The 16071-nt window shown below is 47.3% G+C and carries 18 protein-coding genes; 6 read left to right on the top strand and 12 right to left on the bottom strand.

What is annotated here, in order from left to right; all coding sequences use genetic code 11:
• Positions 1-120 precede the first annotated feature (120 nt).
• Positions 121-459 carry a c-type cytochrome gene (locus FHS17_RS15505; RefSeq protein WP_167279305.1) on the top strand — a complete coding sequence of 113 codons (339 nt, stop codon included), beginning with the start codon at positions 121-123 and terminating at the stop codon, positions 457-459.
• A 69-nt stretch (positions 460-528) separates the two neighbouring features.
• Here the strand turns inward: FHS17_RS15505 and acpS are convergent, their stop codons facing one another.
• The 7 genes from acpS to FHS17_RS15475 all read right to left on the bottom strand — a co-directional run bounded on the left by acpS (position 529) and on the right by FHS17_RS15475 (position 5482).
• Positions 529-924 carry a holo-ACP synthase gene (acpS, locus tag FHS17_RS15500; protein ID WP_167279304.1) on the bottom strand — a complete coding sequence of 132 codons (396 nt, stop codon included), beginning with the start codon at positions 922-924 and terminating at the stop codon, positions 529-531.
• Between the two features lie 8 nt (positions 925-932).
• Complete coding sequence (gene nadE / locus FHS17_RS15495; protein WP_167279303.1) at positions 933-1742, bottom strand: ammonia-dependent NAD(+) synthetase; 810 nt, start codon at positions 1740-1742, stop codon at positions 933-935.
• Between the two features lie 30 nt (positions 1743-1772).
• Positions 1773-2207, bottom strand: a complete 435-nt coding sequence (locus FHS17_RS15490; RefSeq protein WP_167279302.1) for a BrxA/BrxB family bacilliredoxin — start codon at positions 2205-2207, stop codon at positions 1773-1775.
• 81 nt (positions 2208-2288) lie between these two features.
• Positions 2289-2666, bottom strand: coding sequence for a DUF3905 domain-containing protein (locus FHS17_RS15485; RefSeq protein ID WP_167279301.1), 378 nt, complete (start codon positions 2664-2666; stop codon positions 2289-2291).
• Between the two features lie 11 nt (positions 2667-2677).
• Positions 2678-2809, bottom strand: coding sequence for a hypothetical protein (locus FHS17_RS30900; protein WP_279590358.1), 132 nt, complete (start codon positions 2807-2809; stop codon positions 2678-2680).
• Positions 2810-2883: 74 nt separating this feature from the next.
• Positions 2884-4545, bottom strand: coding sequence for an ATP-binding protein (locus FHS17_RS15480; protein ID WP_167279300.1), 1662 nt, complete (start codon positions 4543-4545; stop codon positions 2884-2886).
• A gap of 103 nt (positions 4546-4648) precedes the next feature.
• Positions 4649-5482 (bottom strand): alpha/beta hydrolase, encoded by an 834-nt coding sequence (locus tag FHS17_RS15475; protein ID WP_167279299.1) that lies wholly within the window; start codon positions 5480-5482, stop codon positions 4649-4651.
• Between the two features lie 139 nt (positions 5483-5621).
• Between FHS17_RS15475 and FHS17_RS15470 the strand changes: the two genes are divergently transcribed.
• Positions 5622-6902 (top strand): BaiN/RdsA family NAD(P)/FAD-dependent oxidoreductase, encoded by a 1281-nt coding sequence (locus tag FHS17_RS15470; RefSeq protein WP_167279298.1) that lies wholly within the window; start codon positions 5622-5624, stop codon positions 6900-6902.
• A 30-nt stretch (positions 6903-6932) separates the two neighbouring features.
• Here the strand turns inward: FHS17_RS15470 and FHS17_RS15465 are convergent, their stop codons facing one another.
• On the bottom strand, positions 6933-7325 hold the full coding sequence (locus tag FHS17_RS15465; protein ID WP_167279297.1) for a hypothetical protein: 393 nt from the start codon (positions 7323-7325) through the stop codon (positions 6933-6935).
• Positions 7326-7518: 193 nt separating this feature from the next.
• On the opposite strand from FHS17_RS15465, the gene FHS17_RS15460 reads away from it, so the two are divergent.
• Positions 7519-8415: a helix-turn-helix domain-containing protein gene (locus tag FHS17_RS15460; RefSeq protein WP_167279296.1), complete on the top strand. Its 897-nt coding sequence runs from the start codon at positions 7519-7521 to the stop codon at positions 8413-8415.
• A gap of 9 nt (positions 8416-8424) precedes the next feature.
• Here FHS17_RS15460 and FHS17_RS15455 read toward each other — a convergent pair whose 3' ends face one another.
• The 3 genes from FHS17_RS15455 to FHS17_RS15445 all read right to left on the bottom strand — a co-directional run bounded on the left by FHS17_RS15455 (position 8425) and on the right by FHS17_RS15445 (position 11341).
• Positions 8425-10119: a methyl-accepting chemotaxis protein gene (locus FHS17_RS15455; protein WP_341805839.1), complete on the bottom strand. Its 1695-nt coding sequence runs from the start codon at positions 10117-10119 to the stop codon at positions 8425-8427.
• Between the two features lie 251 nt (positions 10120-10370).
• Positions 10371-11114: a twin-arginine translocase subunit TatC gene (tatC, locus tag FHS17_RS15450; RefSeq protein ID WP_167279294.1), complete on the bottom strand. Its 744-nt coding sequence runs from the start codon at positions 11112-11114 to the stop codon at positions 10371-10373.
• The gene (locus FHS17_RS15445) at positions 11111-11341 is read right to left on the bottom strand and encodes a MerR family transcriptional regulator (protein ID WP_167279293.1); all 231 of its coding nucleotides are present in this window, start codon (positions 11339-11341) and stop codon (positions 11111-11113) included. The genes tatC and FHS17_RS15445 overlap by 4 nt, the downstream gene beginning before the upstream one ends.
• Before the next feature lie 384 nt (positions 11342-11725).
• On the opposite strand from FHS17_RS15445, the gene FHS17_RS15440 reads away from it, so the two are divergent.
• The 3 genes from FHS17_RS15440 to FHS17_RS15430 are packed head-to-tail and all read left to right on the top strand — an operon-like array spanning position 11726 to position 14119.
• On the top strand, positions 11726-13330 hold the full coding sequence (locus FHS17_RS15440; RefSeq protein ID WP_167279292.1) for a flavin monoamine oxidase family protein: 1605 nt from the start codon (positions 11726-11728) through the stop codon (positions 13328-13330).
• 15 nt (positions 13331-13345) lie between these two features.
• Positions 13346-13906, top strand: coding sequence for a RidA family protein (locus FHS17_RS15435; RefSeq protein WP_341805835.1), 561 nt, complete (start codon positions 13346-13348; stop codon positions 13904-13906).
• Between the two features lie 27 nt (positions 13907-13933).
• The gene (locus FHS17_RS15430) at positions 13934-14119 is read left to right on the top strand and encodes a twin-arginine translocase TatA/TatE family subunit (RefSeq protein ID WP_167279291.1); all 186 of its coding nucleotides are present in this window, start codon (positions 13934-13936) and stop codon (positions 14117-14119) included.
• A gap of 426 nt (positions 14120-14545) precedes the next feature.
• On the opposite strand, the gene xylB is transcribed toward FHS17_RS15430, so the two are convergent.
• Positions 14546-16042: a xylulokinase gene (xylB, locus tag FHS17_RS15425; protein ID WP_167279290.1), complete on the bottom strand. Its 1497-nt coding sequence runs from the start codon at positions 16040-16042 to the stop codon at positions 14546-14548.
• Between the last annotated feature and the right edge of the window lie 29 nt (positions 16043-16071).

Here is a 16071-nt window from a genome sequence, read left to right as displayed (position 1 = left end):
TTGTCTAGTTTTCGTAAATTATTTACTTTATTATATAGTCTATGGAGATAAAATCATATGGAAGTTAAATCATTTATTTAGATTCATTTTAATCTAGAGAAGCAGAAAGAAGGATCATCAATGTTTTCCAAAGGAATTCTACTCTCTACAACCGTTGCTGTACTGCTTACTGCCTGTGGAAATAATGGAGGGACAGGCTCCTCAGCCATCTCAACCAGTCATATGGACGCACCAGAAAAGACAGGAGCTGTCTATCGGGCCAATTGCGTCAGCTGTCATGGTTCAGATCTGCAAGGACGAATGGGCACACAGACCAATCTTCAGAAGGTTGGTGCAAGAATGACTAAGCCCGAAATCGTGGAACAGATCAAGCATGGCGGACGCTCTATGCCGCCCCAGGATCGGCTGACAGACGAACAGATCGAGGGCCTCGCCGAATGGCTTGCAGGCAAATCCTGAATGAGAACAACAAAAAAAGGCTGATCGTTAAGCAGCTGCAGCAGCCGCTTAACGAATCAGCCTTTCTATCTATTCCACCTGTTCCACAATCGCCACTGCCGAAGCAATAGAACGATCATGTGTAATCGTAATATGAATGCGATACCTTTCGCGCTGCATCTCCAGCCGCTCCCAGGCAGCGCCGGACAAATAACACTCCGGCTTCCCGGCAGGCCCTCGCAAAATCTCAATATCATTAAACCCTGCTTTAGCACCAATGCCGCAGCCAAGCGCCTTCACTACAGCTTCTTTCGCCGCAAATCGTCCTGCCATAAATTGCGCCAGACGTTTGCCATCATAGCCGTCAGCCAGATCCCGCTCCCGGCTTGTTAACACTCGCCCCAGGAACCTCTCGCCTGCCTTGCCCGCAAGCAAAGCAGCTATCCGGTCCATATCCGTTACATCATGCCCGATACCTGCAATCATCGTTTGGATCAGACGCCCGGAATCGGAGAACGTTTATGCTCAGTACGCAAGTATTGCTTCTCAAGCTTCGCTTTCGCTTCCGCTCCGATTTCTTGGCCTTCGAGATAAGCGCTGTTCTCATCATACAGAATGCCCAGCTCAGACTCGTCGGTCTGTCCTTCCCAAAGACCCGCTGTAGGAGCTTTGTCCAGGATGCTTTGCGGCACACCTAGCACGCTTGCCAGTTGACGTACTTGACGCTTGTTCAGCGAGCTAAGCGGTGTAATATCAACCGCTCCGTCTCCCCACTTCGTGAAGAAGCCGGTAATAGCTTCGGATGCATGGTCCGTACCAACAACAAGCAGGTTCAAATCAAAAGCCAGCGCGTACTGGACAACCATCCGCGTTCTAGCTTTCACATTCCCTTTGCCGCCGCGGCTTAGATGGCGGGACATCCCGATTGATTTGAAGGCATGCTCTGTCTCAAGCGCAATCTCATCTACCGCTTCACCGATATTCGTCTCCACCTTATACTTCAGCTGAAACGCTTCCGCTGTCGCATAGCTGTCTTGAATATCTACCTGCTCCCCATAAGGCTGGAACACGCCAAGAGTCATATACTCCTGGCCCGTCTCAGCAGACAATTCATCCGTTGCCATCTTGCATAAACCAGTTGTAACCGCGCTGTCAATACCGCCGCTGATGGCGATCAGGAGGCCCGTTGTACCTGACTTCTTCACATATTCCTTTAAGAAGTCTACACGTTTCCGGATCTCCACAGCTGGATCAATCTCCGGCTGGACGCCGAAGCGCTCGATTATTTCCTGTTGTAAACTCATAGCACAGGCTCCCCCTACCCAAATAGCGAATTAACGGCAGAAACGGTCAAATGCGTTTGTCAGATCTTCCGCAATCTCAGCAGCAGAACGATTCTCGATTTGATGACGTTCGATAAAATGAACAAGCTCGCCATCTTTCATCAGAGCGATCGATGGGGAAGAAGGCGGGTACGGTGCGAAATATTCACGAGCCTTAGCCGTAGCTTCTTTGTCTTGACCTGCAAATACTGTGTACAGGTGATCCGGTGTAATATCATGTTGCAGCGCCTCAGCAACGCCTGGGCGGCATTGTCCTGCAGCACAGCCGCATACGGAGTTAACAACAACAAGTGTTGTTCCTTTTGCTTCTGGCAGCGATTCCGCTACTTCTTCAGGGGTACGAAGCTCTTTGATCCCGATTCGGGTCAAGTCATCACGCATTGGTTGAACCATATCCAGCATATATCTTTCAAATGACATCGACATTTGAAACACACTCCTTTTTAATAACCTAATTTTAGTTACTATTATACCGCCCGCTATGAAAATAAAGCAACCGGAGTGCACTCACTCCGGTTGCTTTGGTGACTCTTCTTCCGTGCTGAGGAGGGGATCTCCAGCCCGGTAAGCACTATTTTTGTCCAGATGCATAAAAATCCCCGCCTGAGGCTCAATTCCCTGTTCGAAATATTCCCTGTTCTCGGCGGTTTGGAACCCGATATCCTTATACGGATGAACCCACTGGTCACCAGCCATTACAGCCGGATCCGTATCGGTGCTCCACTGATTAAGCGGCGAATCAGGTGAATCATAGTCATGATCCCCGATTACAACTCCATGTTCGTTCACGAACGGCTCATGCGGGCCTCTTCCCTCACGAAACTCCGGAAGGAAGGCGATCTCGAACGGATCAAGTGACGGATCGTCCTCTTTGCCCTTACCCATTGATGTATACCTTAAATCGAAGGGCGGTTTGGCCCATCCAGCTTCTTATCGAAGCCTGCCTCGCCAGGAGCTGCCGAGCCGGCTTTATTTTTAGCTGCTTGCTGGGACTGCTCGTTTGAGTTGCCTTTTTTGTTTTGTACCATCGTAGAGGACCTCCTATGTGTGACTGATCTTCCAACGATAGTATGTACGCAAGTCTCAAGCATTATGTTTGGAGTTACGCCGATTGACGTGTAAACGAAACGATAAAGGTTGTTCCGACCCCTTGCTCCGATTCAACGTTAATTCGACCATTGTGGCGTTCTGCGATACTGACACATAGCGGAAGGCCAAGTCCTGTTCCTTGCGTCTTGGTTGAGAAGAATGGATCAAAGATCCGCTTCTTTTGCTCTTCCGATATACCAGTCCCTTGATCTTGAATTCGAAGCACAATTTCTTCTTTGTCAGCTATGTAAGTCGTATGTATATACAGACGGCCTTTCTCGTTCATGGCTTCCATGCCGTTGCGAGCCAGGTTCAAGAGCAGCTGCTTGATTTCTTTTTCATTAAGCGGAATAAAGGGAATGTAATCGCAAAGCTCTACATCAATGGTCTGACCCCGCATATTGGCATCCGCGTTTAAAAGCGGAACCATTTCTCGGATAATATCATGCAAGGAGCCTTCCTCCATTGTCAGTGCCCTGTTCTGGGCCAGCGACAAGAAGTCACTAATGATCGTATTCGCTCGGTCCAGCTCGTCCATCACGATGCGGAAATAGGCCTGCTGATTGTCGGGGCTTCGCTCCCGCATGAGCTGCACGAAGCCTCGAATAACCGCCATTGGGTTTCGGATCTCATGCGTAATGCTCGCTGCCATTTGTCCGATCAAGCTGAGTCGCTCCATCCTGCCAACTTCACTACGCAGTAAGGATAATTCCGTAATATCCTGTGCTAGCAGCACCGCTCCTGTAACGACATTCGTTTGCAAATTGCGGATACAAAACGCCGTCTTAAGCAAAGTGCTGTTATCCTCGATCTGCAGAAATTCATGAACAGGGCTTTGGCCACGAAGGGCTTCACGCAGCAGCCTAATATTCGTTTCATGCTTTCCTTCGCAAAAAAATTCATGGAAGTATTGTCCGATAATATCGCTGAGTTCGTACTGTCCATCAATCAATAGACGTATACCCATCTTGTTCACATGGGTGATCTTTCCATGCTGGTTAACAAGAATGATCGCAATATTGGTCTGATCAATTAATTGCTGGAGTTTCTCTACTTCCTGCTGATAGCTGTTAGAGACCCGTTTCACATCATAATGAAGCTGAGTATTCTCTTTATAGCTCTCAACTGCATAGACCGATATCCATGAAGACATCACCGACATAACAAGCATGAGAATGAAGAGCAGTACAAACTCCGTTGTCACAGGCATATTTGTCGTTATAACAGCAACCGTAAAGGATAAAACTACAAAACCACATATACCCGAGATGAGCTGCATCACCATTCTAATCTTGCTGCGCTGGTTCGCCCGCTGGAATGGTCCTATTACAGCCAACATGCCAATAATAAAGATCAGCATAAAGGCAACAAATACAATTGTTTCCCCGGTACTATCGAGATATGGAATTCGAAGCGCCGTATATACGCCGCTTAATAGTAGAAGATAGTATGGTCCTCCATACAAAGAACCAATTAATAATGGTGTAAGCCTGAAATTCAGTTCACAACCGTAATAGTCCTGCGTAAAAATCATGCACAATGCCATAGCAATACAGCTGGACAAACCCATAACGACGGGAATACTCCGCCAATATCGGCTGGAGTTATGCCATAATTGAAAGGCAAAGGCAGGCACTAGCGTAATAAAGAATTGTAATAGCAATTCTTTTAACACAGACGATCAGTCTCCCCAAAACGGATTCTATATTTATGCGTCATGTTATAGTAAATAACCTGTCTTTCCCTGATAGTCCGATTAAATCATACCTCTCATTATTTTACAATCGCTTTGTAATCCAGTTAGTAACAATATTTAATAAATGAACAGCAAAAATATCATTATGAAGCTCATGATAGCCGCCATCATACGTAACAAATTTACACCGGTCTTGAAGACGATCAGCTACCTCTTTGCTTGCCGCATACGAAGTTACCTTATCGCCCGTCCCATGAACCAGTAATACAGGAACCTGCAGCTCATCGCTATGCGCGATAGCCCACTCTCCAGAGTCCGTCATAATATGGAATGTCCTGATACTAATGGAACTATGGCATAGCGGATCATTCATAAACGGAATGGCATGATCGTATCCAGGACGATACAGATCATCCGGGCTGATCCCCGTTGACAAAGACAGCTTTGGAACAACACGTACGAGAAGTCGGGCGAGCACCTTCATTACAGCATTTGGCCCTTTTGCAAGACGCAGCCATGGGCTGCTCAGAATTAGACCATCAATATCGGGTTGAAGACGCAACACACAATTGATGGCAACATTGCCCCCCATACTATGTCCGTAAAGAAAGCATGGCAGATGCGGATGACGAGCGCGTGCCTGCTCCATCAACAGCGATGTATTCTGAACGGCTGCTTCTATAGAAGAAACATGCCCCCGTTGACCAGGTGAACGGCCATGCCCTTCCTGATCATGGGCTAACACCGCATAACCATCGCTTGTCAGTCTCTCCGCTACAGAAGCATAACGCTCTCCATGTTCGCCCATCCCATGCACGATACATACGACGCCTCGTGGCTCTTTCACGTCAGGCAGCCACTCTCTTGCATATATCTCCCCATTTGCTCCGCTGAACCGCCAGTCCGTCCGAATCATGTGCCTCGCTCCTTTATGGTTGAACGTGTGATCGTTATAATTCAATTATACTTTCTTCTATTTTAGAAAAGAATGTTACAATGTATCTCAAGTGTAAACGTTAAACGTTATATATGTAGGAAAGGCAGTGGAATAAAAGATGTTTGATGTCATTATTATTGGCGGGGGGCCATCTGGCTTGATGGCTGCTGTAGCAGCCAGCGGCGCAGGCGCTTCAACCCTTCTTATAGATAAAGGCGATAAGCTTGGGCGTAAGCTTGGTATATCCGGCGGAGGCCGGTGCAACGTCACGAACGCGAATGAAATGGATGAGCTGATCAAGAATATCCCCGGGAACGGACGGTTTCTGTTTAGTGCCTTGAACCAATTCGGCAACCGCGAGATTATCGCCTTTTTCGAAGGGATGGGCATTGCCTTAAAGGAAGAAGACCGTGGTAGGATGTTCCCAGTGTCAGATAAAGCAAAAACTGTTGTAGATGCATTGATTCGGAAGGTAAAAGAACAAGGCGTCGAGATCCGCACAAATATGCCAGTAAAAGAAGTGCTGTACGAGAACGGTGCGGTTCAAGGCATTAGACTCGCTTCTAATGAAGTAATCCATACCAAATCGGTCATTATCGCAACCGGCGGCAAATCCGTCCCACATACAGGCTCAACAGGTGATGGCTATCCTTGGGCGAAAAAAGCTGGTCATACGATTACCGATCTGTACCCAACAGAAGTACCACTCACCTCTGCTGAGCCATGGATTCGCAGCAAAGAGCTTCAAGGTTTATCGCTGCGCAATATTACACTAAGCGTCTGGAACGCAAAGAATAAAAAGCTGGTCTCCCATGAAGGCGATATGATCTTCACTCACTTCGGCTTATCCGGACCTGCTGCTCTGCGCTGCAGTCAATTTGTTGTTAAAGAGTTAAAGAAAGCTGCCGAAAGCGCAGAAGAAAAAAATACCGTACTAGTAACTATTGATCTGCTTCCAGACCGCTCGGAATCCGAGATATTCGATGAAACACTACAGCTCGCGAAGCTGGAGCCTAAAAAGGCAATCAAAAACGTACTGCGCACCTATATCCAGGAAAGATTGCTGGAGCTTCTGCTTCGTCAATGCGAGATCAGCGGCGATACAACGTTTGATCATATTCCAAAAGAGCCTTGGCGCGAGCTTGCAAAAAGAATGAAGCAATTCCCTGTTGCAGTGAACGGGACTTTGTCGATAGAAGAAGCTTTCGTGACAGGAGGCGGGGTGCATCTGAAGGAGATTGATCCGAAGACGATGCAATCAAAGCTTGCTCAGGGTCTTTTCTTTTGCGGCGAGGTACTTGATATCCATGGCTATACTGGAGGCTATAATATTACGGCTGCCTTCACGACAGGCCATAGTGCAGGAACAAGCGCAGCATCCTCTGCTTTAAGCAGCTGATGCTGCGCTTTTCTTTTTGTCCACGCTTAGCTAAATATGAACATCCCCTGAGAAATGACCATACTCCCCGGGATCCGGCAGAAATTCATTGCTCGTATCCGCTTCATCATCCCAATTATGCAAGCCAGGAGCTTCTTCGGCCTCTACCCAATCCTCATTCACGATATGTGCAGGAATCGTAATGGCATTCATGGAATAGGCGGAATCCGTTACCGCACCACTCTGGATTGCAGACTGTTCCACCAACTGACCGCCATGAGACATGGCAATTTCCAGTGCCGATGTTAAATCTACACCATCCACATGAATATGCAGACGGTTTCCTTCGTGCATCAATGGTTCATAGCCAAGCTCCTGCAGCGTATCCCGCGCCAGTGCAGCGCTGAAGGAGTCTGCGAAATCAAATAAAATTGCTGAACTCATCGCCATCATCTCCTTTCATTTGCTTCCAGAAAGTTAGGCTTCCCCAACATCAGCCATTTTATTGACCAAAAGGTGTTGTTATTTCGGCAAATCTTTATATAATGGTAGTTATACTAAGTGACGTTATATTTATTAACATTTGATGTTATGTATAGGTTTTGCTGTAAAATACTTCTAGGATGGTGACGTTCAGATGGATAATGTGTTCTATTTATTAGGTGATCCGATGTTTATCGTCGAGTTGGAACATAATCGATGGTATATACGCGATATAAATTATGCCTTCACAACGTTAACCGGGTACAAGAAATCCGAATTAATGGATGCTGACCCTGACGGGCTGTTAAGAATAGGTTTTTCCTTTGGCGGGCTCATGACACGACTAGGCGAGGATAATGAACCATCGATTGAGCAAGTACTGATCTCGAAGTCGACCGCTTCAGTCCCTGTACGGTTCACCAGCCGGCGCCTCCCCTCAAGCGAACAAAACTGCTTTATTATTATTTGTAAGGATTTATCCGAAGAGAAATATATCGAAGAATTCGCAATGGATAATCAGGTACTAATGAGCATCGGAGTGTCTGGACAATTCCGGGTTACAAGTGCTAACCGGTATTACTCACCAATCAAACAGCGAGGGGCCAACCTGATTAATCAGGTCATATTCGACCATGTCGCAGAAGAGAGCCGCAAGCCGCTGCGCCGTATTATGGAATACGCCCGCACCCATGGTACAACTGAGAACACAGAGATCCGTCTGCATGTGGGAGACCAGATGCGGATGACAACCGCCGTCATTAAACCCTTTTACTCCGGCAATAAAGAATTTAAAGGTTATGTCATCTTGCTGACAGGAATACTCCAGCCCGTGCCGGTACGGGAAGAAGACCCAGCTTATAAACTACGTATGCTGATGTTAACCAAGAACATAACAGCTACTTCACTTGCCCAATCGACGCTCATTTCCTTAACTACCATATCGAAAATTCGGAATGGTAAAATTAAAAAGCCCCAGCGTCTCACAGCCGAACTAATAGCCGGAGAGCTGGGGGTAAAGCCGGAATCGATATGGAGTGGCTACAAACGATAATTCGATTGACTAGAATCGGAACTTCATCACCTGATCGTTCAAATCTTGAGCAATATTCGTCAAACCGCTCGCGGCCGAAGCAATCTCTTCCGCCGAAGCGGTTTGTTTGTCTGCACTAGTCGCAACCGTTCTAGCAATATCATAAGTACGATGTGCAATCTCCACCAATTGCTCAATGGATGCTGATACTTCCTCGGAGCTTACGGCAAGCTGCTGAGCTGCCGCAGCAACCTCCTCGATTTTTCCTGACACATCACCGGTTGCTGCTGTAATCTGACGGAACGATTGCCCTGCAGCATTCACATTCTCCAGTCCTCTTATTGTTTCCGTGCGGCTGGCATTCATTTTATCAACTGTTACTGTCGTATCGGCTTTAATCTTTCCAATAACATTGGCGATGTCGGATACGGATGCTGCCGTTTGCACAGACAACTTGCGCACCTCTTCTGCAACAACCGCAAACCCTTTGCCCGCTTCACCAGCACGAGCCGCCTCAATAGCCGCATTCAGAGCGAGCAGGTTTGTCTGCTTCGAGATCGAGCCAATAAAATCTGTTATTTTGCCAATATCGTTCATATGCTTCTCAAGCAACGAGACATGCTCGGCAGCCGACCGAACGGTCTCATCAATTACACTCATCGTCTGAACCGCCTGCCCAATCGTGTCGGAGCCTTCTTGTGCTTGCCGCTCCGCCTTTGACGAGAGCTCTGCAGCTAAGGAGCTACTCTCCGCAATTCGCTGCGTCCCAAGTGCCATCTCTTCGGTAGATCTTCCGATTTCCTCAAAGCTGTGCAGCTGCTCTTGCGAACCGGATGCTGCTTCCTTGAACATCGCGGCCGCCTGCTCCACCGTACCTGCATTTTGCTCCGAAGCAGCCAGCATTTCCTCTGATGAAGCAGAGATATTGGTCGAAGCCGTTTGTACGCTTTGCATCGTTTCACGAAGCGATACTACCATCTCATCAAGAGCACGTACCATAACACCAATCTCATCCCGTGTTCTTACCTTAGGAATAGTGACGGATAAGGAGCCGCCGGCCACCTCGGCAAGTACATCTGAAGAACGTTTGATCGGAAGCGATATCGTCCTGCGTATGTAATACAGCAAAGCCAGCACCAGCACCAACGCTGAGCCAAGACTGCAAGCAATAGCTAATACCGCTTCGCGGTTAATCTTCTCGCTTGAATTCTCCGCTGCTTTCGCCCCTTCTTCATTCATCCGGATTAATGTATTAATATAGGACTGCATCGTACTGAATGATTGCTCGGATGCCATCAAAGCATCGGTAATCTGCTTCTCATCCTCTTGATTAGAATAGCGGATCACGTTGCGGTATAAAGCCAGATAGGCTTTCCATTCACCTTCCAGATTACGGGATAAGTTCATATCATCGCCGGATTTCGGAAGAGCCATAAATTCCTGCAGCTTCTTTTGCAAAATGACAATCGTGTACTCTCCATCCTCCACCAGCATCTTACGTTTCAACGGATTACTCTCACCCGCCATCTTGTATTGAATCGTCAGCATGTGCTCATTCAAATAATTGATCTCATTGATCGCTTTGATATTAGCGAGCCATACCTGCGATATTTCCTGCGCATTGTCCGTCAGCTTATCCATCCGATCAAAGCTGAGTGCGCCATTGCCCGCCATAAGGATAACAATTACGAGGAAGGATAACGTCAGCCGCTGACTGACTGATATTTTCCACTTCCATTTACTAGTGAATGTTGGTTGAATATGAAGCCCTCCCCTGGACTTGCTCTGATATAATGTCAGTATATCTCACATATAGATAACAACCAACATCTTCCGCTAGCGATAAAACGTCGAATACACCGCATTTGCTCATTTTTTGTCTATCACAATCGAATTAACGAACAAAAGGTTAAAGCTTTTACTTTTTAATAAAAAAACAGCCTCGGCATGAATGCCGAGGCTGTTCTGCTGTAGGTTTATGCTTCAACCAGCGCTGTCGTTTTCCTTCGTCCGTATACCACACGCGACAGTAGTACACTGATCTCATAGAGCACGACGAGTGGAACAAATACGAGCAAATGAGAGATGAGTTCTGGAGGCGAAATTAGGCTCGCCACGATAACAAGCACCAGATATGCGTACCTTCTCATTTTATGAAGCACCTGTGGAGTAAGGATTCCAATCTTCGTTAAGAACATAACAATGACGGGCAATTCAAACGCTATAGCAAGCGGTATAACGATATTCATCATAAAACCGAAATATTGAGCAACTCCGTAGGTTTCGACCAAGTCCATACTTTTTGTAATTTTGGAAGTGAAGGAGAAGCTCATTGGAAGAACGACAAAGTAACCAAATGCAAGTCCGGTAAGGAAGCAAATAACACTATAAGGAACATAACGCAAAGCGGCTGTACGTTCCTGTTGATGAAGCCCTTGTTTCACAAAGCCCCACAGCTGGTACAAAATATAGGGCAGCGACACCGTAAGTGCAATAACAAGTGCAATGGACATATACATCCGAATGCCGTCCCAAGGCGAGAACACATTCCAGGTCATCTCAGAGCCAGGCGGCACACTCTTCAAATAACGTAGTAACTTAGGCGCCAAATACAAGCCGCCCCCCATTGATAACAATACGACAGCAAGACTTCGCCAGATGCGACGCCTAAGCTCGGTCAGATGCGAAAGCAGCGTCATCGTTTCCTCAATCCTCTTCATTCGCTGCACAACCTTCCCGGTTTTCTAAGCTCAAAGGTATGGAAGCCATCCCGAAGCTTATCATTAATTTCTTTTAAGCGATCCACATCTTCAAAAGAGTACTTGCGTGCGCCTCCCTTGGATCTCCCCGGGAATATCAATTGCTTCTCCTCATAATAACGAATTTGCCTTTCCGTCAAGCCAGTTAAGTCACTTACGATTCCAATGCCGATTACCTTGTCTTTCATCGCCGGACGCCTCCTCTAACGAACATGTAAGGAAATCTAACATAAGTTCTCTTGAACGAGATATTATCAGGGCTGCCAAATTCCGTCAATGGGACTGATTGCCCTTGTCAGACAACCTGGTGTCAGATGAGATTATGTAACAAAACGAACAGAACAGATGTTCAAACGCTCATTTTACTTGAGTTTTTATGAAACTCACTGTCTCAAAACACACCTATATATGGTTATAATTACCTAACAGCTATTTAGTGATCGATTATTTTTATTGATTATATAAATTTTATCTATGTCAACCTTCCTGACAAAACGTTGGCTAACACTTGAAAATCCGTGTTACATTTTTTCCCGAGAGAAGCAAACGATCAAGCGAAGGAGCTGAAGGGCATGGAAACAAAAGAGACACCTAATGAACTATCGCGCAGACAATTTCTGACGACAGTCGGCAAAATCGGCGGGGCAGCCGCGGTATTTAGTGTGATGGGGACAATGGGGCTGTTTACACCGGAAACGCTGAAAGCAGCAGACTATACACCCCCATCCAGCTGGGATCTGAAAGGCACGAGCCGTTCCGGTAAAAAAATCGTGATTCTCGGCGCAGGTCTCGCTGGTCTAACAGCTGCTTATGAGCTTGGCAAAGCAGGTTATGACTGTACCATCCTGGAAGCTCGTGCTCGCTCCGGCGGGCGGAACTGGTCTGTACGCCGCGGTACAACTGTTACGGAAATGGGCGGCCAAAAGCAGGTTGCACGCTTTGATGACGGCATGTATTTGAATGCAGGCTGTATGCGTATCCCTCAGTTCCATGTCACGATGGATTATTGCCGTGAGTTCGGCATTATTATGGAGCCGTTCAATAACGTCAATGATAGTGCCTACTATTACAATGAGAATGTCGGCGCCTTATCCGGCACTCGAGTTCGGAAACGAGCTGCAAAGGCTGATTATAGAGGCTTTGTCAACGAGCTGCTCGCCAAAGCTATCAATCAACCCGGCCTCGATCTTCCGGTTACCGCAGAGGAGAAAGCGAAGGTTGTTGCTTATCTCCGCTCCGAAGGCAACCTTGATGCCGACTTGTTCTACAAAGGCTCGTCCCGCGGTGGTTATAAGGATGAACCAGGATCAAGACTCGATGCCGGTGTCATTCGCGATCCATTCGACATGAAAGCGATCATTAACTCCGGATTCGGCAATTTCTTCTCAAGTGAATACAGCTACGATCAACAAATGATGATGTTCCATCCGGTCGGTGGAATCGATGCCATTCCGAAGGCTTTCGAGAAACGGCTTGGCAACAAGATCAAGTTCAATTCCGAGGTCAGTGAATTCAAGCATGTCGGAGAAAAGGTACAGGTTACCTACAAAGACCTCTTGAATGGAGAAACGAAACAGATCGAGGGCGATTATCTCATCTGTACGATTCCACTCACCGTGCTGAAGAACATCAAGCATGACCTCTCTCCAGAGATGACTAAAGCTATCAATAATACCAAGTACGCTAACGCCGGTAAAATCGGTCTGCAGTTCAAACGCCGGTTCTGGGAGGAAGACGACCAAATCTATGGCGGTAACACGTTGACGAACATGGATATCTCCTCTATCTACTATCCGCCAACGAACTATTTTGCCAAAAAAGGCTTGCTGCTTGGCTATTACGCTCAAGGTTCAAACGCGGATACAATTGGTGCTTTGTCCTTTAAGGAACGCGAAGCACATGCGCTCGCCCAAGGCGGGAAGATTCATCCGCAATACTACAAGGAATTCGAATCATCCTTCTCCGTTAACTGGAAGTCGATTAAATATAATGAGGGCAGTTGGGTATCTTACTCTGCGGATGACCGCAAAACGAACTATCCAGTGCTCTGTAAGCCTGACCGCCGCGTATATCTTGCCGGTGAACATATCAGCTATATTACCGCTTGGATGGCAGGCAGTATTGAATCCGCGCGTGAGGTTGTCACAGACATCCATGAACGCGTCATGAAGGAATAGCCTAGGAGGGGTCAAATGATGAAGATGACAGGTAAAATGAAAGTTATCGCAGGTGCCGTTATTATTTCCTGTATGGCCGCAACGGCCAGTGTATACGCAGCGGTTACACCAAACAAATATCCGCTTGCACCGATTCATGAGCCTGAATTTTACGGCAGCCCGCAGTCTTCGATCTCAAGCGCGGTAGCGATGCCGGCAGGCACTGCAACCTTCGAGACGAGTGGCACGGTCCCTTCTGTCATTAACAAAGAAGGCAAAACAATCTACGATCGTTATGGCAATACAGAGACGCAAGGCCTTAGCATTCTGAAAAACATCGAAGCCCAGCTGAAAGAGCAAGGCTTATCGATGAAAGATGTTACTTATCTGCGCGTATACATAGCGCCTGATGCTGCCAAAGAAGGCAAGTTCGATTTCGACGGATGGAACAAAGCTTACGCTAAATATTTCAACACAAAAGAAAATCCGACTAAGACAGCCCGATCTACCGTTGGTGTAGGTGGACTCGTCAACTCCGATTGGCTTATTGAGATCGAAGCAGTAGCGGCCTATCCAAGCAATCATAACCAAGACTAATAATAAAAATCGAATGGAGATGATCGTATGTTGCAAAACGTAGGTTTCCCAGGACTCATGATGATTCTTGTAGTGGTATTGATTATATTTGGACCTTCCAAGCTGCCTGAACTTGGCCGTGCAGTAGGCCGTACGCTTCATGAATTCAAAACATCGGCTAAGGAACTCGTGTCGGATTCCAAAGAAGAAGTATCGACTGAAGCGAAGTCTTAATCCACCACATGCAAAAAAAGGCCGTATCCCGTCGCAGAGCTGACCGGGAACGGCCTTTTTTTCCTTGTATTACTTACTTCCATTCTGCTTTTTCAAGAATCTTTGGCGTAGCATTTGAAGTAGTAATGTAATCCACTCGGCGAACATCACCCCTACATTGGAATTTGTCCAACGTAAATCATCCCAAACTCCCACTGACGCTAGCTATCTTGGATTCTATCCAGTAACTTTTTCCATAATAGACTCCTTTCTGTCCAAACCAGCCGATCCCATTGGGAAGAATCCAATATAGCAAAGGCCATCGGTCTCGGTGCACCATTTTGCTGGATGAATTCCAACGTAGACGGCCATGATTCGCAAAAAAAGAACCGTTCCTCCCAGTTAAACGGAAGAAACGGTATCAACTCGCGTTATAGAGTAAAGCTATTAACCCCGGTAAGCAACAAGCGCTTCGTTCATGCCGCGCGTTTGTGCATACACTTGCTGGTAGATGCGGAACAGCCCTTTGTACGTTTCAACAGCTTCAGGCTGTGGCTCGTACGAAGCAGCATGCTTCACGAACTTGTCTGCACAAGCTTCAAGGCTTTCGAACCAGCCGCAGCCGTACGCTGCCAGCATTGCTGCACCAAGGCCTGGGCCTTGTTCATTCTCAAGTGCAACAACTGTTGCGTTGAAGATGTCCGCTTGCATTTGCAGCCATACTGGATTTTGCGCGCCGCCTCCAATGGAGATGACTTTATCGACTGTCTTGCCAACGCTGCGGAATAGATCTACGGACTCGTTAAGCGAGAACGTAATCCCTTCCATAACAGCACGGGCAAAATGAATCCGCTCATGCGAGCCGTCCACGCCAATAAAGCTTGCGCGGATTGCCGGATCGGCATGTGGTGTACGTTCGCCAACGAGGTAAGGCGTGAACAAAAGTCCGCCAGCACCAGGTTGTACTTCACCTACACCTTGCAGCATTTCATCAAACGATTCGTTAGGAGCAAAAGTCTTCTTGAACCAGCTCAGGCTGTAGCCTGCTGCCAAAGTAACGCCCATTGCATAGAAGGAGTCTTCTTTGCCGTGGTTGAAGAAATGGACTTTGCCTTGGAAGTCTTTGTTCTTGTCATTTTCATAAGAGAGAATAACGCCCGAAGTACCGATACTCGACAGGGTCAAGCCTTCGGACAAAATACCTGCGCCAATCGCTCCGCAAGCATTGTCGGCGCCGCCGGCAAATACTTTCGTCGAAGCCTTAAGGCCCGTGCGCTCAGCAATCTCAGAAAGCAGCGTACCTACTAGGCCATGCGATTCTACTAGCGGCGGGCAGAAGCTTGCAGGCAGACCGAATGCAACCAGCACATCGCTGCTCCATTCTTTTGCAGCAACATCAAGCAGCAACGTACCAGCAGCATCGGAAATATCCATATGCAGCTCGCCAGTTAATGCATAACGTACATAGTCTTTCGGCAGTACAAACAGCTTTGCTTGCTCGAAGGCTTGCGGCTCATATTGACGAACCCACAGGATCTTAGGCAGCGTGAAGCCTTCAAGCGCCGGGTTGCGCGTAATACCAAGCAGCTTGTCGCCAAGCGTGCGTTCGATCTCACGGCATTGCTCCGTCGTACGTGTGTCATTCCACAGAATGGCATTACGAACAGGTTTGTTTTCTCCGTTCAGAAGCACGAGACCGTGCATTTGACCAGAGAAGCTAATGCCTTCGATTTGTTCAGCAGAAATTCCATTAGCTGAAGCAACCTCATGAAGAGCTTCAATTGTAGCAGTTACCCAATCTTCCGGCTTTTGCTCGCTCCAGCCGGAATGCTCGTGGAACAGCGGATAGCTGCGGGATGCTTCCGCAGCTACCATTCCGTTCTTGTCAACGAGCAGTGCCTTAACAGCACTAGTACCTAAATCTATACCAACAACATAACTCATTGACATAATCCTCCCGTTATCCGGTTATA

Origin of the sequence: Paenibacillus lupini (assembly GCF_011761355.1) — a bacterium.
GTDB classification, from domain to species: domain Bacteria; phylum Bacillota; class Bacilli; order Paenibacillales; family Paenibacillaceae; genus Pristimantibacillus; species Pristimantibacillus lupini.
The sequence above is the reverse complement of the archived record's forward strand: the minus strand, read 5'-3'. Positions and strand labels throughout refer to the sequence as shown.